General features: G+C 45.7%; 14 protein-coding genes and 1 tRNA gene. 10 read left to right on the forward strand and 5 right to left on the reverse strand.

The annotated features are described in order from the left end of the window. Positions 1-114: 114 nt before the first annotated feature. Positions 115-975 (forward strand): porin family protein, encoded by an 861-nt coding sequence (locus tag BUQ89_RS04655; RefSeq protein ID WP_036572978.1) that lies wholly within the window; start codon positions 115-117, stop codon positions 973-975. 105 nt (positions 976-1,080) lie between these two features. Here BUQ89_RS04655 and BUQ89_RS04660 read toward each other — a convergent pair whose 3' ends face one another. Next, positions 1,081-1,917 (reverse strand): SDR family oxidoreductase, encoded by an 837-nt coding sequence (locus BUQ89_RS04660; protein ID WP_028461425.1) that lies wholly within the window; start codon positions 1,915-1,917, stop codon positions 1,081-1,083. 126 nt (positions 1,918-2,043) lie between these two features. Here BUQ89_RS04660 and BUQ89_RS04665 point away from each other — a divergent pair, with 126 nt between their 5' ends. After that, the gene (locus BUQ89_RS04665) at positions 2,044-2,415 is read left to right on the forward strand and encodes a DUF6164 family protein (protein WP_028461426.1); all 372 of its coding nucleotides are present in this window, start codon (positions 2,044-2,046) and stop codon (positions 2,413-2,415) included. 198 nt (positions 2,416-2,613) lie between these two features. Beyond that, complete coding sequence (locus tag BUQ89_RS04670) at positions 2,614-3,159, forward strand: cytochrome P460 family protein (RefSeq protein ID WP_028461427.1); 546 nt, start codon at positions 2,614-2,616, stop codon at positions 3,157-3,159. A 148-nt stretch (positions 3,160-3,307) separates the two neighbouring features. On the opposite strand, the gene BUQ89_RS04675 is transcribed toward BUQ89_RS04670, so the two are convergent. Continuing rightward, a complete protein-coding gene (locus BUQ89_RS04675; RefSeq protein WP_036572981.1) occupies positions 3,308-4,699 on the reverse strand; it encodes a M16 family metallopeptidase in 1,392 nt (463 codons plus the stop codon). A gap of 76 nt (positions 4,700-4,775) precedes the next feature. On the opposite strand from BUQ89_RS04675, the gene ftsY reads away from it, so the two are divergent. From ftsY to BUQ89_RS04710, 7 genes are all read left to right on the forward strand, one after another. Continuing rightward, a complete protein-coding gene (gene ftsY / locus BUQ89_RS04680; RefSeq protein WP_028461429.1) occupies positions 4,776-5,771 on the forward strand; it encodes a signal recognition particle-docking protein FtsY in 996 nt (331 codons plus the stop codon). 54 nt (positions 5,772-5,825) lie between these two features. Then, the gene (gene ftsE, locus BUQ89_RS04685) at positions 5,826-6,479 is read left to right on the forward strand and encodes a cell division ATP-binding protein FtsE (RefSeq protein ID WP_028461430.1); all 654 of its coding nucleotides are present in this window, start codon (positions 5,826-5,828) and stop codon (positions 6,477-6,479) included. Beyond that, a complete protein-coding gene (gene ftsX, locus BUQ89_RS04690) occupies positions 6,476-7,387 on the forward strand; it encodes a permease-like cell division protein FtsX (protein ID WP_083399523.1) in 912 nt (303 codons plus the stop codon). Before ftsE ends, ftsX begins: the two co-directional genes overlap by 4 nt. 131 nt (positions 7,388-7,518) lie before the next feature. Continuing rightward, positions 7,519-8,361, forward strand: coding sequence for an RNA polymerase sigma factor RpoH (gene rpoH / locus BUQ89_RS04695; RefSeq protein ID WP_028461432.1), 843 nt, complete (start codon positions 7,519-7,521; stop codon positions 8,359-8,361). Positions 8,362-8,568: 207 nt separating this feature from the next. Further along, positions 8,569-8,661: transfer RNA gene (locus BUQ89_RS04700), tRNA-Ser, on the forward strand. 799 nt (positions 8,662-9,460) lie between these two features. Beyond that, positions 9,461-10,408, forward strand: a complete 948-nt coding sequence (locus tag BUQ89_RS04705; RefSeq protein WP_028461433.1) for an ornithine cyclodeaminase family protein — start codon at positions 9,461-9,463, stop codon at positions 10,406-10,408. Between the two features lie 607 nt (positions 10,409-11,015). Beyond that, positions 11,016-11,369, forward strand: coding sequence for an arsenate reductase family protein (locus BUQ89_RS04710; RefSeq protein WP_028461434.1), 354 nt, complete (start codon positions 11,016-11,018; stop codon positions 11,367-11,369). A 266-nt stretch (positions 11,370-11,635) separates the two neighbouring features. On the opposite strand, the gene BUQ89_RS04715 is transcribed toward BUQ89_RS04710, so the two are convergent. The 3 genes from BUQ89_RS04715 to BUQ89_RS04725 form a co-directional block, all read right to left on the reverse strand. Next, positions 11,636-12,148, reverse strand: a complete 513-nt coding sequence (locus BUQ89_RS04715) for a CsgE family curli-type amyloid fiber assembly protein (RefSeq protein ID WP_028461435.1) — start codon at positions 12,146-12,148, stop codon at positions 11,636-11,638. 604 nt (positions 12,149-12,752) lie between these two features. Continuing rightward, positions 12,753-15,953, reverse strand: coding sequence for a UvrD-helicase domain-containing protein (locus BUQ89_RS04720; protein WP_028461436.1), 3,201 nt, complete (start codon positions 15,951-15,953; stop codon positions 12,753-12,755). Further along, positions 15,950-18,595: a PD-(D/E)XK nuclease family protein gene (locus BUQ89_RS04725; RefSeq protein WP_028461437.1), complete on the reverse strand. Its 2,646-nt coding sequence runs from the start codon at positions 18,593-18,595 to the stop codon at positions 15,950-15,952. The genes BUQ89_RS04720 and BUQ89_RS04725 overlap by 4 nt, the downstream gene beginning before the upstream one ends. Between the last annotated feature and the right edge of the window lie 477 nt (positions 18,596-19,072).

Genomic DNA, 19,072 nt, shown 5'->3' on the forward strand with positions numbered 1-19,072 from the left:
TGGGTTAATTAATATTACCTTGATTTAGATCAAAGTTGATAGTGTAAATATTTTTTATTATCGATCCTTGGACGAGCACCTATAAATAAAATAGATGAGTAAAAGGAGCGTTAAATGAAATATGGTCTAGATACGCCGCGAGGAAGGATTAAGGCTATGGCCGGCTTGCTTGTGATTATCGCCATGATGGCGATGCAGGAAGCCCGGGCTCAAGATGATACCGCGGTCCGGGCTTTAGAACAGCACGTCGAGCAATTAGAAGCCCAGATGAAAGCCATTCAGAATGAATTAATGCGAGTGAAATCCCATTCTGCCCGAGAGGCACAGAAGGTGACGGAAGTTGAAGAAATGGCCCGAACAATAGACAGACGTGGGAGTGAGGATCATAAGCACATGCTGTTTTTTCGCGGTGGTTTTGCACACAGCATGCAAAATCGTAATGGTGTAACTTTGCAAAGTAATGTCGCCCCTGTCGGTGCCCAGGATCAGGCAGATAAAGATGCCTGGTATATTGGTGCGGGTTTTGATTTTAGTTTGACAAATGATCTATGGGGGATCATGCCTAAAACCGATGTGATGGCTGAATTGATGTTCGAGTACAAGCGATTTGGTGTCGCGCAGGGTAATGCTCTTGCCAATGCGCCCACTCAACTGGCCGGAGGTGGACTTAACCCACGCGCTGTGACGGTGAGCCAGTTTACCTTGACGGCAGCACCCAAAATAAAATTTTTGGATGGTTACAAGCTGAGACCCTGGATTATTCCTGCGGGCCTGGCGCTTCATGTAATTAGCCCTCCGTCCGAATCGATAACCGTCTTGACCCCGGGGGTCATGTTTGCCGCAGGTGCCGATTACAATATCTGGAAGGATTTTTATGTTGGTGTTGATGCCCGTTATCATGTGACAGGTGGTAAGCACGATGGAGTCAATATCGATGGTTTAACAGCGGGCGGCTATATTGGAATCGGTTTCTAGAGTACGGATGCTAACGACAATGCAGGAAAAATCCGCCTGACAGAATACGCGTATATTATCCGTCGCATATTTTGTTGGCTTTTCCCTGTTTCCGAATCCTGACCGTTAATTACTATTACCCGCTTTGGCCAGCAGCATATCAAGTATACGTGTGCTCAATATTCGTTTAAGAAAGCCAAATAAATAAGTGGGGACGGTAACATAATAACGGGGTTTAGGATTGCTGGATTCTAATGCATGGATCACTCTTTTTAATACGGCCTCGGGGGGTAAGGTAAACGGTACAGCAGGGCCTGGTTTGTGTAGTCGTTTGAGTACACCGAGATATCGCTCGCGATGAAAACTTTTGTCGACATCGATATATTGCCCTAATGCTTTTGCCGAATTTGCACGAAACTGACTGGCAATTGGACCCGGCTCAATTAAACTGATATAGATATTGCTTCCTTTTAATTCAAGACGCAGTGTATCGCTCAGGCCTTCGATGGCATATTTTGATGCATTGTAGGCACCGCGAAAGGGCATAGATACAAAACCCAGTACTGAACTGTTTTGAATAATCCGCCCATAGCCTTGTCGGCGCATAACAGGTAGTACAAGATTGGATAACTCCTGCCAGCCAAAAACATTGGTTTCAAATTGTATACGGAGTGCTTCCCGGCTAAGATCTTCAACCGCGCCGGGTAAACCGTATGCACCATTATTGAATAAGGCATACAATTCGCCATTGGTGCGTTGCATGACTGCCTCAAAGGCTTGTTGAATCGAATCTGAATCAGCCAGGTCCAGACGTAAGCTTTCCAGGCCCTCAGCTAACAGTGTATCGACGCTTTCTTGTCTTCGTGCGGTTGCAAAAACATGGTAGCCTTGTTTATGTAATGCATGGGCAACACAGTAGCCGATGCCGCTTGAACAGCCTGTTATCAATATCGTCTTTTTCATTTGCTAAGCTTAACCCGAAAATGGATTCCTTGTCCCGTGCGCTTGACAATTAATTGAGCTCGAAGATAGCATCCATCCACTAGGCAATGTTTTTTAAATAGAAAATAACATAGGGACGAACCCTTAATGTCAACGATTTTATTTAGACTGAATGGTGTTTCTGATGAAGAGGTGACGGATGTACGTGAATTGCTGGCCCATAATGAGATTGATTTTTATGAAACTTCACCGGGTAACTGGGGTGTTTCCGTTCCTGCGATATGGTTACGAGATGACGATCAGCTTCAAAAAGCACGTGTGTTACTTGACGAATACCAGGCGGCGCGTACACTCAGAATAAGAGAAGAATATGCACGCTTGAAAAAGGAAGGGAAGAGTAAAACTTTTATTGATAAAATAAAAGAGAGTCCAATTCAATGGGTGGCTCATTTGGTCGCCGTCTTGTTAGTGATTTACTTATCCATAAAATTGGTTGTTGATCTTGGGAATATGGGATGATGCACGATATTTAATCAATGCAGCGCGTGTATCAGCCGGGAAGGAAACGGAACAATATGACATCAGGTGTTGTCTTTAGATGTTAATAAGCCAGCTGTCAGTGTATTTAAATTGCTTCGTGGTGTTGATTTTGAGATACCGTATGAGTCAAGCGACTTACCTGATTATATAAAAAACGATTAATAAGGAGAATATAACTTGAAATACCCTTTGAAATTTATCGCGATACTATTTGCTGTTTTACCTCTCTATGCTTATGGTGGCGGCAATCCGGAGTTTGTGCAATTCCCGCTTGGCTATGAGAAATCTTTCACAAAGTATGCGACTGAGAATCGAGCAAATCAAAAGCAGGTTGCCAAATTCTATGCCAACCTGGCGATGGTTGCGAGCTATACACAAGGCAGCAAGGCCGCGCCTGGTTCTGTCGTGGTGATGGAGATATATAGTCCCAAAATGGATGCGGAAAATAAGCCTATTGTAGGTAGTGATGGTTTATTTGAAATTGATTCACTGGCAGCCGTTGCGGTTATGGAAAATAAGGATATCTGGAATGAGGCTTATTCTGCAAAAGATCGGACGGGACATTGGGGATTCGCAGTATATAACCCGGATGGTACGCCAAAAGATAATGATTTAAATTGCGTACAGTGTCATACGCCATTGCAGAATCAGGATTACTTGTTTACTTATCAGAAATTGATTGATTATGTAGAAAAACATGTCGGCAATCCGCTGGCACAATAAGAATAAGTAATCCATGCTGGATGAAACAAGATCGGCCATGTATGTATTAATACAGTAATTATGCTATCTAGTACATGGCCGACATGCGACTATACAACCTTATCATGCCCGGTATGGCAAGTTCCCCGCGCTTGGTGCGCCCCACTCGTTAATGACGTGATTGGCTGGATGTAGTAACGGCATCTTTTTGTTCCAATGGTTGAGGATCCAGTACGGCAACGGTCAAGCTATCATCCTGAAAATATTTCTTTGCAACACTGCGGACCTGTTCGGCTGTTACTGCTTTTAATTTCTGCAGCATGGTATCAATATCCCGATAAGACAAGCCAATACTTTCTAGCCTGCCAATCTGCATTGCCTGAGAAAATATAGAATCACGCTGAAAAACATGGCTTGCAACTAACTGCGCTTTCACACGCATGAGTTCTTCTTCCGTTACCCCCTCATTGATGAGTTTTTCTATTTCGTTACGTAATGCTGTTTCAAGTGCTGCCACGGTTTTTCCTTCACTGGGCGTGCTGCTGAGATAAAACAGACTGGGACCGCGTGCGGTGGAATTATAGCTGGCGTCAACCGAGCTGGCGATTTGTTGTTCGCGTACGAGTGCCTTATTGAGTCTGGCTGAGGCATTGCCATCAAGTACGCCCGCTAACATTTCCAGCGCATAGGGTTCCCAGTCATGTGCGACATCTTGCAATGAAGGCGTATGGTAACTCATGGCCAGATAAGGTAGTTTTGCGGGTGCTTTAACGGTGATACGTTTAATGCCCAGTTGCGGTGGTTCAGTTTGTGGCTTACGTAAAGCGAGCGATAAAAGTGTACGCGGTTCTATTTTTCCGTAATATTGTTCTGCCATCGCAAATACGGCCTTAGGATCGACATCGCCAACGATTACTAATGTGGCGTTATTCGGAGCATACCAACGATCGTACCAGTCTTGTGTATCCTGCACACGCATATGTTCCAAGTCATTCATCCAGCCGATAACAGGATAGCGATAGGGGTGGGCTTGATAAGCTGTTGCGATCATTTTTTCATACATGAGTGAGCGTGCTTGATCATCGGTACGTAATCGTCTTTCCTCCATGACCACCTTGATCTCTTTAGAAAAGGCTTCTTCTGTTAGAATCAGATTACGCATCCGATCAGCTTCCAGTTCCATTGCCAGGGGTAAATGGCGGGTGTGCAGTTGTTGGAAATAGGCTGTATAGTCACGGCTGGTGAATGCATTATCGTTTCCTCCAACGGCCGCAATTTGTTTTGAAAACGCGCCTTCTGGGACCTTATGCGTTCCTTGGAACATCATGTGCTCTAAAACGTGGGCAACGCCGGTCGTTCCGTTCAATTCATCAATGCTGCCGGCTTTGTACCAGATTTGTGTTACCACAACCGGAGAACGATGGTCTTCTTTGACGATCAGTTTTAAACCGTTGTCCAGTGTATATTCGTGAGGGTTGGCAAATGCTACGGACGAAGCCAATATGGCGAAAATAATCTGCCAATACAGCAAAAAAAAGGTAATCCGGTGATCAGGTTTCATTTTTACTAACCTAAGTTTGAGTAAACAGAATAAAATCAGGGTTTGCGAATTCAAATATAGATAACAGCCTACCAGAATGTTTAGTTTTTTTAAATCGAAAAAAGATCCTGCTGAACCGACGCCTGAATCCACAGCTGAATCGGTTAGCCTGGCTGACAAGGTCAGACATGGATTGTCTCGCACCCGACAAAATCTAGGTAAACAATTATCCGGCTTGTTTGGTGGCGGCAAGATAGATGAAGCGCTCTATGAAGAACTTGAAACTATCTTGTTAACTGCTGATACGGGTGTCAACGCAACCAATCGGTTACTTGAGGATCTGCGTAAGCAGGTAAAACGCGATGGTTTATCCGACGCGGCGCAGTTAAAGAAAGCATTGCAGGAAGCACTCATCACGATGCTGGCACCTCTGGAGCAACCACTTGATATGACGAAAGAAAAACCGTTTGTCATTATGATAACGGGCGTAAATGGTGTTGGGAAGACGACGTCTATTGGGAAATTGGCCAAATATTTTCAGTCAGAGGGAAAATCAGTTTTGCTGGCCGCAGGCGATACTTTTCGTGCTGCCGCGCGGGAGCAATTAATAGTTTGGGGTGAACGTAATAATATTGCCGTTATTGCACCGGAAAACGATCCCAATAACAGGAATGACCCGGCTGCGGTGATTTTTGATGCCGTGAATGCAGCTAAGGCGCGGAATATTGATGTCGTGCTCGCTGATACGGCCGGACGTTTGACCACACAATTACACCTTATGGAGGAAATCAAGAAAGTAAAACGCGTGATTGCGAAGGCCATGCCGGATGCGCCGCACGAGGTATTATTGGTGCTGGATGCAAATACCGGACAGAATGCGGTGGCACAGGTCAAAGCTTTCGATGAGGCACTCGGTGTGACGGGCCTGGTACTAACCAAGCTTGACGGGACGGCTAAGGGCGGTGTCATTGCCGCTATTGCGACGCAACACGTAGAAAATCCGCCGGCACTTCGCTTTCTGGGTGTCGGGGAAGGTGTGGATGATTTAAGACCCTTTGATGCCAGAGAATTTGTGGAAGCAATATTTGATTAATCGGTGTATTTTTCGTTGCGGCACATGGCTGCTGCTGAGTAAGATAAGCACAATATGATTAGCTTTAAGAATGTTTGTAAACGCTTTCCTGATGGATTCAATGCGCTAAAAAATATCGACTTTACCATTGAAAAAGGTGAGATGGTTTTTGTAACAGGTCATTCGGGTGCGGGTAAAAGTACATTATTAAAGCTGATTGCGGCAATTGAGCGATCCACGACAGGCAGTATTATTATCAGTGGTCAGAATATTAATCAGCTGAAAAGAAGTGCGGTTCCTTTTTTACGCCGTAATATCGGTTTTATTTTTCAGGATCAAAAGGTGTTATTTGATCGCACTGTTTTTGATAATGTGTTATTGCCCCTCCAAATTGGAGGCTTTGAAAGAAAATCAACCTCAAGTCGCATACGTGCTGCGCTCGATAAGGTGGGCTTATTAGAAAAGGAAAAGGCATTTCCCATTGCGCTTTCTGGAGGTGAAAGGCAGCGATTATGTATTGCGCGTGCAGTTGTTCATCGCCCGGTTATTCTAATTGCAGATGAACCGACGGGAAATCTGGATATGGATTATGCAAGAGATATCATGAGTATGTTTACTTCATTTCACCAAGTTGGAGTAACGGTGTTAATCGCAACGCACGATGCGACCATACTAGAGAATACGACACATCGTATTTTGGCGTTGGACCATGGGAAGCTGTTGGCATGATGAAAGCATGGCTTATCCAACATTGGCACGCATCGGCACTGACCATCACCCGATTTTTCTCTACCCCTATCGCGAGTCTGCTCAGTATCATTGTGATCGGGATTGCCTTTAGCTTACCTGTGGGCGTCTATACCTTGTTGGTGAATATACAGTCTTTTTCCGGTGAAATGGTTGGTTCCTCGCAATTGAGTTTATTTTTTAAACTAACCGCAAACAAGGCGGATATAGAAAAAGTAGAACAGCGTCTGACCACACATTCACAAATCGAGCATTTTGAGTTTGTGCCAAAAGCGGTTGCCTTGCGTCAGCTGGAACAAAGTAGCGGACTGACAGATGTCGTGAGTAATCTGGCACACAATCCATTGCCGGATGCCTTTATCGTTCATGCAAGATCCGCTCCAGCGGATATATTGGAGGAATTGCGTCTCTCGATACAGGCATGGCCGGAAATTGAATATGTGCAGTTTGATTCCGCCTGGGCTAATCGGCTGGATGCATTGCTTAAACTGGGGCAGTTTGCAGTACTCATGTTGGCGACTGTGCTCAGTATTGCCTTGGTTATGGTGATGTTTAATACCATCCGTTTGCAGATTCTGACCAAACGTGACGAAATCGAGGTATCCAAATTGATTGGTGCAACCGATAGTTTTATACGTCGCCCCTTTCTTTATTTTGGTGCGATTCAAGGATTGGCCGGCGGAGTAACGGCATGGCTCATTATCGCGTTGGGTATTCATATCATTAATGATAAGCTGGTCGTACTGACACAGCTTTATGCAATCGATTTTCATCTGCAACACCTTTCTACCGAAGATAGCATCAGTTTGCTGTTATTTTCATCATGGCTGGGATGGCTGGGTGCACGATTATCGGTTGCCAGTTATCTCTGGCAGATTGAACCAAAATGATTTTTGTATCATCTTATGATGATACATGTGGGAGTCAATCTGGGCTATTGGCACTCTCGGTAGTAGAGTGCTAAAATAGTTTTGCATGGTGCTTTGAGGCATAAATATGCCAAACAGAGAAGGAGAAAATGATGACTTGTGCCTTAGCGATACCCTCATTAGGAGGGAGTCTTGAAAGCTATATTCAATCTACGAGCGTATTCTCAATTCTTTCCCAGGAAGAAGAGGGTCGGTTAGCGAGACGCTTGCGAGACAAAGGTGACATTGATGCTGCGCAACGGCTGATATTATCTCATTTGCGATTTGTGATCGCGATTGCCAGGGGATATAAGGGATATGGCCTGCCGCAGGCTGATCTGATCCAAGAGGGAAATATCGGCTTGATGAAGGCAGTTAAACGCTATGATCCGGAACGCGGGGTGCGCTTGGTATCATTTGCCGTACACTGGATTAAAGCCGAGATTCATGAATTCATTATGCGTAACTGGCGGTTGGTCAAGATTGCTACGACCAAGCAGCAACGGAAACTGTTTTTTAACTTACGCAGCATGAAGCAAGGTCTGGATACGATGAATCCGCGAGAAGTGGATGCCGTTGCACAGCAGTTGGGTGTCAAATCAGAAGAAGTGGTGGAAATGGAAACTCGTTTCAGCGGGTATGATATTTCGTTGGAGCCGCTATCAGAAGATGATGAAACATATAGCCCGATTGCTTATTTGACCGATGGAGTGGAGCCATCGAAGGTGCTGGAAATTAAACAAAATGGTTATTTGCAGGGTGAAAGGCTGAAACAGTCGCTTGAAAGCCTGGATGCGCGGAGTCGCTATATCATTGAAGCGCGTTGGCTAAGGGAAAAAGATACGGCAACATTGCATGATCTTGCCGATAAATTCGGCGTATCCGCAGAACGTATTCGCCAGATTGAGGCTAAAGCCATTCAGAAGATGCGCGGGGTGATGGCTACGAATGTTTGAGTTTGATTGACATGCGTGTTGCTCACGACGAGATGAACTCAGGAAATAAATGAATGGTTGTCTTGTTGATACGATAAAATGGAGGCGCATCGCATTCAGAGCTTACTTTGTGCGCAGTACTGCCGCGCAAGATGTAAACAGGAATAAAATAAGCTGCTAAAATAGCATTTGCGTGTATTACTGTTTATTTATAGACAGGCTTGAAATGGAGAGGTACCGAAGCGGTCATAACGGCGCTGACTCGAAATCAGTTGGTCAAGGTAACTTGGCACGTGGGTTCGAATCCCACCTTCTCCGCCATTTCCTTATCCATAGCAACTCGGGTAAATTCATAAAATACAATAAACAAACTATTTAACGAGTTAGCCTATTTCATGGTAATCCAGAAAGCCCACTAGAAGCCACTAAAGAGTATGCTAATTTTGTAGTAGTTTTATAGCAAATAAAAGTGGCTCTGCTGCAAAATGAGCAAAATGTCTCACCCTACTATTACGAAATTAAAAGCGGAAGAAAAATGCCCGCACGGATACCGTGCACCCCGGTAGGTGAAAGATCTAAACGCTACCATCAATGCTGATTACGAAAAACCTAAACGACTAATCAACCTCGCTCGGGGTTGCAAATCAATAAAGATAGTGTATGTAACGATCAGAGGGGTGAGCTGATTTATCAGTTCAAAGAAGGATAGCGAAGAATGCACAGAAATGTGGACGGTTCTCACAGCAGGAACCCATCTTATTGAAAGACAATTCAGTATTTACACCGTTTAAAGCGGCTGTTAGATTATGTGACTTCGATGTTTTGCACTATCTAGCCATCAGCCTGCGCCTCATGCGGTATTTTTGCTCATCAATTCACAGTTTTACTAGCAGTTTCTTACAGGTCTTTCCTCGTAGGTTGGTCCTTGCTATTTGCTGGTAGTTAGCATCTAATAACGAAATATTCCTAAGGGTGGCGATCCTCTTGCAGAGGAACTTTTACCTCATTAGTTCATGCCCATGATGGACGATATACAAAACGCGCGAGCCGAGAGCCATTCGTTGCGCTCGCGGTTCTCGGTTGAGTTTGATCGCTATGCGGCGGTTAGCGGAGATTAGATATGAATACAAACAATTCGATTCCCTATTTTTCTGAAAGTCAACTTTCCGGCTTAGGAATTACCACAAGTGAGGTTGTCGATAGTATCGAATCGTTGATTCTGAATGCTGAGAATCGAACAGCCTGGAGTGCTTCGAAAGCTGTAATTTTGCCAGGTGACGGGCGATACATGATGGCGGCGTTAGCTGCCGCTGATAATCCACCTTTACTTGCAGTAAAAACAGTTGTTCTTAATCCGCGCAATCCGGAGCGGAGTCTTCCGCAAATAAATGGCCTTGTTACTATGCTTGATAGCAGTAGTGGACTTCCGGTTGCCATTCTTGATGGAAACTGGATTACGGCTGTCCGCACAGCAGGTTTAAGTGTAACGGCCGCTAAGCATATGGCAAGAAAAGATTCGTCTGTTATCGCCTTTATCGGATGTGGGGTTCAGGCTAAAAGCCATTTGCACGCATTTTCAGATCTTTTCCCACTCAAGGAGGCGCGTGTGTTCGGCCGGGGACAATCGAATATTGAGCGTCTCTGCGAGGAAGCAATGACTCGATCTGTATCTCCTGTAGTTTGCAGTTCTGGAGAGGAAGCGGTCACGGGGGCAGATCTCGTCATCAGTTCGGTGACTTATTCTGCTGACTTGGTTCCCTTTCTCGATGCTAAGTGGCTTAAGTCCGGCTCTTTTTCTGCTATTGCGGACTTAGCTGCACCTTGGAAGAAAGAAAGTTTCTCTGTGCTTGATCAGATAACGATTGACGATCTGGAGCAAGAGGCAGTACTACCCAATAAACTTGTGCCACCGGCGTTTGTTACGGGAGATTTATCTGGGCTAGTATTGGGAAAATTTTCTGGGCGAAACCAGGATAGCGATCGAAATGCATTTATATTTCGAGGTCATGCTATGGGAGATCTTGCGTTATCGATACTCGCCTATCAAAGAGCATCAAAAAGAAACTGATGAATATTGAGATATCGTTTTTCAAATCAAATTACGGCTTAAAGATGAGCTAATACTACATGGTAGATGTATGCGGTTGGATCTGATTTACTGACGAGAAGCGTTAGATTTAAGGAAAATGGTGCCTGGAAAGAAAAGCCATTAAACCAAGTTAAAGGAGATATTTGTAAAACCCGAATAGTTGAAAATTAATCCTTTATAATCAATAGAGTAAAGCTTATAGCGAGGGCTTTTGTAAAAGTCGCTAGAAAATTTTGTTGTAAAGAATAAGAAGAATATCTTCTACTATGTTTTCTAGAGCGGCTCATCAACGACAGATTTTAGTGGCATTCAGTGGCATCATAATCAGGAGATTTGAACTTATGCCTCTGCTCAAAAAAAGGACAGTGGAATGCATAAGAATATGGACAAGATTTTACAATAGAAATCTGTCTTATCGAGAGGCAGTTCAGTAATTTAAGTGCATAATAAAATAGATCAACGGGTTGATTTATGCCACTCTGATTTTTGTAACAGAATTCGTACTACAGGATAAAAATTAAAGCGAATGACACTGAATTTTTGAAGGGTGTAAGATAGGTCATTTGTCTAACATTGATTCGAATACATGCTTAAATTTTATGGTTATAAAAAGTGCGGGACTTGTCGCAAGGCGGAGAAAATTTTTCAGCAAGCTGGAATTGTTTATGAGTTTATCGATATCACCGAGAACCCGCCTTCGGTAGAAGAACTCCTCGCCGTCTCTGAATGTGCCAATATACCATTGAATAAACTTTTTAATACCAGCGGCGTGCAATATCGCGAATTAAAAATAAAAGAGAAATTGCCTGCACTATCCAGCCGGGAAGTTCTGGCTTTGCTCGCGAGTAACGGACGTTTAATCAAACGGCCGCTGATTACCGATGGAGAACGTGCGACCGTGGGTTTTAACGAAGAACAATTGGTGGGTATCTGGTGTTGATTTTAGCTGTATAAGATAATTGAAACGATAACCCATGCTTCGAAATGCTCATGCGTTCTGGTAATCACATACCAGGAAATGGCGGGAAAATGCAATGAATCGACGAGCACCGGATGTTTGGGTGATAAAAACAGGCAATGATGCTAGCGAACTAACTCAATTATTTAATTTATATAAATTCGTTTAGTCAGTATTAAACCGATGTATTTTTCAGGTGGTTCTCGGTTCAGGCGGTATCTGCTTGACAAGGATTTTTTTGTTCGATTCTAATAAAATTCTTCAGCCTGGAGGTTGGATACGTTGAGAACCAGGGTGCGGATATCTCTGGCAAGTCCCATGCCGAGATCGCTGATGGCCTCTTCACGCGGCTTTACAAAATTCTCAAAAATTATCGCATCATTCAGCTTCACCGTGATTAGGCTTCCACGAAGAGGGTCGATACGCTCACTAAATGCAATATTATATTGAGCGCCTTCCGGTGGATTCCAGTAACGGTTGAAAGCATCAAATAGCATGTGTCCAAATTTGGTGAGCGTGTTGTCGATCAGTAGGCCGCCTATCTCCAGATCCCCTTCCAAAGTATCGAGGCCTTCTAAAACGCCGGAGTCAATAAAGCCGCTGTCATTGAAACCGGGAATCGGTGCTGTTGCCGCGTTAGCGCCCGGTGTTGTGGATTCATACGTGCTATTATTGAGATCCTGTGCCGAGGTTCGTTCAGCGGTGCCTGTGAATATGCTTATCGTGATGATTGCTACAAAAAACGGCCTTCGATTCATCATTAGTTAACTGTATCACGCTAGAATTTCGTACAAACCGATTCTAATCGGTTGACTGCTTCTCAACCTGATGAGAGGATTGATTTGACAGACAAGAAACCATTAAGATAATTTGTTCCAGTAGACTGTATCCAAAACATGGGCCAGTATAGCGAAAAATGAAAAACAAGCAATCGGCCGCCAGAATATAAGAAAAGTAGCCATCGCAATGCAATAGCATCACCGGATGTCAATTCAGTTATATAAAGTATTCAAGCCAGCTGAAAGCTGTTGCAGAATCTTTTATGCATTATCCTAAAGACCGCTGCATAACTGTATTTTTGAGCTTTTCTGATTACTTGCAGCATTGATAAATCAAACACTTAAAAATCTTGCCCAGCCCGAGATAACCAATTATGCAGCGGTCTTTCCTATCCAATTGCTACCGTCCGAGACCTTTGTAAAACCCCAATGATTGAAAAATTAATTCTTTATAATCAATGATCTAAAACTTATAACGAGGACTTTTTCAAAAGTCGCCGTCTTTTTTCTGCCCGCTTGCACAAATGAATTACGATGATGCTGTGAATGTGATTTTTAAGGTATTTGAGCTGATTGCGCTCTGGCTTTAGCAGGCATCGGCTTGTTTGGCAGGATGAAGTAAAATAGCGCCTGCTGAGATAGGAAAAAATAACCAGCTTTCCAGGACACGCTCACCGCTTGCCTGTTCGACGGCGTATTTGTATGCCGCAATTTGTCCAGCATAGTGTTGTGCGACAGTAGCCCACTGATTCTGATTGCCCGGATTGGATTTATGATCGAGTAATATCCAGCCACCCTTCACTTTAAGCAATAGATCGATACGGCCTTGCAGTATCTGGCCATTTAGCATGCGTGTTTCAATGGGAATTTCTGTGAAGGGAATGGCATCCGGCCAGCGCGTTTTAATCCAGGTGCTCAGAGCAACAATCTGGTCTAGCAATGCTTGTGACTGGAGGATGCTATCCACGCCCATGCGTTGCAGCACCGCATCAATTTCAGCGATTGTCAACGGTGTGTTCAAGTCTGCCAGTGCTGCGCTCATACAGCCATGAATAGCCATGCCGAGCTGTGTCATATCCGCATTTTTTCTTAGATGTATACGCTTGCCCAGTGTCATACTTTCCCGCACTTCACATGTTTGTGGTGTGATTAGTGAGGGTGTGGTTTTGAGTGGCAGGCGTTGTTTCTTAACAAGGGTATTCGGTAAATTGACGCGTGTGTTGAACCAATAGAGTGGTTCTGCTTCGGTAGTATATTCCGTTTCTTCGGCGGATGGATTAAGTAAACAGTGCTGATAAGGGATGGTCTCGCCCGTTGGTAAATCCAATATGCTGGCATCCGCTTTACCTTGTAGCCAATTCGCCGCAACCGTGCTCATCCAATTATTCTCATTTTCTCTTGCTCCGTGTGTAAAAATGAGTAAATCGCGTGCGCGGGTCATGCTGACATAGAGGAGACGTTTGTCCTCCTCAATTGCGGCGTTATGAAAATGCTTTGCGATATCGGATTGGTCAATGGGCTCGGCAATGGTGACTTTTTCCATTTTACCGAATGGCCAGGGCCAGAAACGGATGAAGCGATTTTTCAGTGGATAGGTTACGTCCACCGTTGTCTGCGAGACCGTGCTGATTGACCATAACCGGCTTCTCACCTTGCTCTCCAGGCCGGTTAGGATAACGACAGGCCATTCCAATCCCTTGGCAGCATGATGGGTCATGACTTTGACTGCATTCGTGGCGGGTAAGGCAAGAAAGTCTTGTTGTGTTTGCACCTGCTCATTGAGCCATCGAATTAATCCAGAGATGCTGGCGCTTTGATGCATGTTCTGGCAGGCTTCCTCATATTGGCGTGCCATACCAAGCAATGTTTCGAGATTGGCCAGCCGGCTGGCTGCTTCAGCGCTGCTGCTACACCAGCGTAATACGACCGTAGATAATTGTCCTTGTGCAATGACCGTTTGCAGTGCTTCTCGCGGCGAGAAGAATGGCAGATCGATACGTAGTTTTGCTAGAGTTGCCAATAATGGATGAGCGTGCTTGCCGTTCTCCCGCCAATCATGGCCATAATCGTGTGGCCTGTCTTGTGGTGCATTCGCCATCAGCTGCAGGCGATCGGTTACCCAGCTTTCCGGTTCTTCACAGTTGGCCAGAGAACAGATTTCCGCGCTTGCAACCGTATCAGCCGGATCATTTAAGCGCCGTAGGCAAGCGATGGCCAGAACTGCTTCAGGCGTATTCAGGAGGCCCGCCTGTAAAATGGCGGCAGGAACGCCCTGTGTGCGTAAGATGGCAGCGATCTTACTGGCATTATCATTAGAGCGCGAGAGGATAGCGATGTCACGATAGTGAATGGCACGATTTTTCTGAGTAGATTTATCAAATACGACATAGCCGGATGCCAGTAGCTGTTTAACTCCCGTGACCAGTGCCGAATTACGCTTGTCGATATTGCTGCCGTCCAACTTCCAATTGGCAAACGCGGCGCCAGTTAACGATTCTTTGCGCTCTGCGGCCAATTGAATTTCCTCTGGTCGAAGGGTATTGGCGAATGCGGGTGTAAATACCGCATTGACTAATTTGACCAGCGGCTCGCGCGCGCGCCATGATTTATCCAACACTGTTTTATCGCCATGCAAGGTGGGGAGCGCATCAAGAATGGCTTGCATCAGCGTGGTATCGCTGCCACGGAAGCCGTAGATCGCCTGTTTGATGTCACCAACCCAGTAAGTTTTCTTGGCAAACTGTGCCAGTTTGAGAAACAGCGCCAGTTGAATGGGACTGGTATCCTGGAACTCATCCACCATCAGGAGATCCAGTTCCTCACGCAAGGTTGACGCAACAGTGTCATTATCCAACGCCATCAGCAAAAGATGTTCTTGATCGGTGAAATCGAGTATGCCCAGCTCACGTTTTCTGTCCTGATAGACTTGCAGTACCCTGGCACATAGGGTGAATTGCATTTGCAGATAATCCCTGATGTCACGTTGCAAATCGGGATGTTCAGCGTAGCGATTCGCCACCGTGCTGATATGTTCCGCGATGTGTATCATGCCTTTCTCCGGCGTGGTAGCCGCTAATCTGACCCATTCGCGCCAGACCGTTTCTTTAGCGATTAATCCGGCGTGCATTGCTTTTGCCAGTGTCAGGTAGGTATGGGTATTTTTCTTTTTTCCCTTGATGGCAGCCTGTTCCAGTTCGGGTAATCGATAAGCGATTGCCTGAATAAGCTGTGCATCCAGATCCTCTTGAGTGGCTTTAGGAAAATATCGAAGTAAATCATCCGCATTTTGTACGGCGAAATCAGCCAACTGCGCTATGGATATATCGTTTGAACGTGCCTGCTTGATTAGTTCAGAAAGATCCTTCCGCCAGTCATCAATACTCATGCGGCGCGCAATAGCGAGCATTTTTGCCATTTCCTGACTGCTCATGACTGAATCAGTGGCCTGTGCCAGTAATATTTTCTCCTGTGCTTCTTCCAGCACTTGCTGCTCAGTGGATATTCCGATTTCAAAGGCAAAGCGGTTTAGCAGATCGCCGCACACGCCATTGACGGTATTGATGCGTGCTTGACCCATCGCGTTGGCGATCTTGATTTCTCCTTGTTCAAGCAAGTAGGAGCGAACCCGCTCCCGCAGTTCGGTTGCAGCCTTACGAGTGAAAGTAGTGGCGATCACACCGGACGCACGGATTTCGCCTGCTGCAAGTTTTTTGTGCAGAATCTGGGTCAGGCGATAGGTTTTGCCACTGCCCGCGCCCGCGCTGATAAAATGTAAGCGAGTGTTCATGCGGGCCTCCAACCTGCCAGCACTCGGTAGTCGTTGTAGCAGGGATTGAGGGGTGTAATTTTTAAACCGGCTTCCGGGGGGGTAATGGCTTCGATTTCCTCCTGATCCGCCAGCGCTACTTCGATTCTCCCTTGCTGCAGTAGCGTATCGCGCCAGATATAGGTTTCCTTGAGTCGTTCCCATAGATGAGGTATCGATTCCTCGGTTTTTTTGTTTACCTGAATTGCATCCGGAAAATAAGCATCCTGTTGTGCGATTAATTTGGCTTCAGACAGGACGTAGTAGCCTACCGCTGGCCATGCGCCCGTCTTTTGACGCACCAGTTCGGCATAGATACCCAGCTGCAGGTGCGTATTTTCCCTAAGCTGCTCAGTGAATTTTTTTGTACCCCCCCATTTCATGTCCACAATCGCGTGCTGACCCTGACCGTTGGTTAGCATTAAATCAGCGTAACCGATAATCTTTCCGCCAGGGAACTGTCCCTTGAGGGCCTGTTCTGATTTTATTTTAGTCACGCCGGCGGTTTTTATTTGTGTGAGCAATGTGGTGATTGCGCGGTGTAAACGATACCGTAATTCTTCGTAATCCGAGCGACGGCCATGCATGAGTAACACCGCACCTTCGGCTTCTATTATTTCCGGAAAAATCCGGTCAAACCAGGTCGATATCTCAGACTTTGTCATTCCCAACGGAGCGGGCAAGGCGAAAAAATGCTCGATAAGCGTATGTGCAAGTCGCCCATCCAGTAAAAACCCATCGCTGACTGCCAGAACAGAAGATGTCTCAAGTCCTGCCGGGTAGCGCAGCAGCCACTGATAAGGGTTAAACAAAAACAATTCCAGGCTGGAGTATGAATGGTACGGATGTTTGCCGATGGGGGTGTCTATCGATAATTGCCACCAGCGTCTGGGCTGCGGTAATGGCGTGTGCGGCAGCGGTATGCTGCATGTCGTGGTTTGTGGATGATGATTGAATACCTGTTCAATGCTTTGCTCGGTAATATTGTGTATTTGTGACAGCATCATCTGCCATGTCGGATGTGCTTCCACATCCTGAGGAGGTAATACAATGATTAATTGTTTTCTGGCGGCGAGAACAGGTTTAAGCCAGTCTGTCGCAAGATTTCCCAGGACGTCGGCATGATCGGGCAGCATCACTCCAGCCCGGGCTAATGTATGCCGTTCCAAAGCGGACCAGGGAAATTCTTTCGGTGTATTAGGCATAACCGGTTGCCACCAGATAACCTGATCAAATGATTCGATGAGTGCGCCGAGATCATCGACTGTAGAGAGTGAGCCGACTTCGGCGATCCGATTAGGATTGACGCTACCTTGTGCAGTGGCTTGTGCTAGCAGTTTTTGTAGCTGGCGCGGACGAATACGGGCAATTACGCCATCTTCCTGCAATTGTTCCAGGGATTGTATAAAGACCGTCGTCTGAACCAATCCGGTATCCCATAAAATGTGTTTTGTTTCATCGGTATCGGTAAGCTGGACACGAAAATAATCTGCCATTTTCTGTGCCCGAATCAATACTTGATCAATGGATACGCCACCCTTTTGATCAAAGCGGGGGTGATCAATCCAGGTATGGATTTGTTCCCGTACGGCAGCAGCTTGATCACCATAGTGCGCATCGATCCGGTTGAGTGTATCCGTCCATCGCTGACCTCTTATACCGGGATAAGCAGCCAGCTTTTCGGCCAATTGGCGACGTGCAAAATGGCGAATAGGTGATATCGGGTGATTTAAAAATGAGATGAGTACCGTGAAGTCAAGCGGAGCCCACAATAATGTCAGTGCCATGGGTAATAGTTGCAGAACAGAACGGGCGCTGCTGGATTCATTCAGGCCATGCCGGGCTTGCTGGTTTGCGGCTAATATATCGTCCAGCAGGTCGGTGCTGTCTGTAGCGACCAGTATTCCATCCGCAATGTTTTCTGCCATGCGATCAGCCAGCCAGTGTGCTGCCAAAATACGGGTTTCTGCGCGTGCGATGATAACGGAGCCATCGGCTTTAAAATCAAGTCTGTCAACTTTCCCGAGCTTTTTTCCTGACTGTACATCGCGCAAACGATCTTGCAGGGTATGCAGGAACGATCCTGCGTGCGGAACGCTGGCCAGCTCCTGAAATTCGGTTTGTAAGCGAGACAATATCAATTGCCAGCGTTTAGGGTAGTGAGCGAGTGGCCTGGTGAGTGTGATGCTAGAAATAGCGGGAATACGCCGTTTCATGGCCTGGAGGATGTGCGCGAGTCGTTCTCCTTCAGATGGCGCGACCTTTTTACACGCTATGGACTCTACCTCGGACATATCGGCTAATCGCTTGGCTTCCATTCCTTCTATTTTCCCATCCCAGCCATATAAATACCACTGATCACGCCAGCCAAGCAGTGTTGCGGCGGTACCCAGTTCATCGGCTTCAAGACTCTGATGGTAAAAGCGTGCTGCATGATCGCATTGCTTCAGACAGGTTAGATATTGCACGATGCGCCGTGATTGCAGAGCGACTTTTCGGATCAGACCCAGCTGAGTTTCAAGAATGCTCAGCATGCCTTTTTCTCCCACTGTGATTTCCCCGAGTGTATTCCGTGTATGCCAGCCACGCTGGTTATCGAGTCCCATTCCAAATCTGATTTTCATACCATTCTTTTTATATAATATTTGGCCAATGTGTTGAGAAAAGGAAAGGGGGTTTTCCAGGGTCAGAAGTAAGCCACTATTCTCGCTGGCCAGTACGTTGTTTTACATGTGGACCGGTTGGCGAATAAATTCGTATCTTCAAGGGCGTAGATGAATAATTTCAGGTCACGGTATTATCGCTTAATATCAATACAGCCGGTCTTTGAGTGACAACCTAATTCAGTTGCTGCAAGATTTATTAAATAATTTCTGGTGAAAAGCTATGCAGTAACAGCCAATCAAAAATGCATATCCGGACAGCAAGCCAGGTAAGCTGTCGCTCGCTACTATAACTGTAAATACATGATGGGTCATCAATTCGTCGATCGGAAGTCTCGAATTGGAAGGATATCCGAAGCTGATTTACAGGCAGAGAGCATGTGGTTAAACCGGAGCGCATCATCGATGGAAACAACCAGAAATAGATTGAATGTATCT

It is taken from the genome of Nitrosomonas cryotolerans ATCC 49181, assembly GCF_900143275.1.
GTDB lineage: Bacteria > Pseudomonadota > Gammaproteobacteria > Burkholderiales > Nitrosomonadaceae > Nitrosomonas > Nitrosomonas cryotolerans.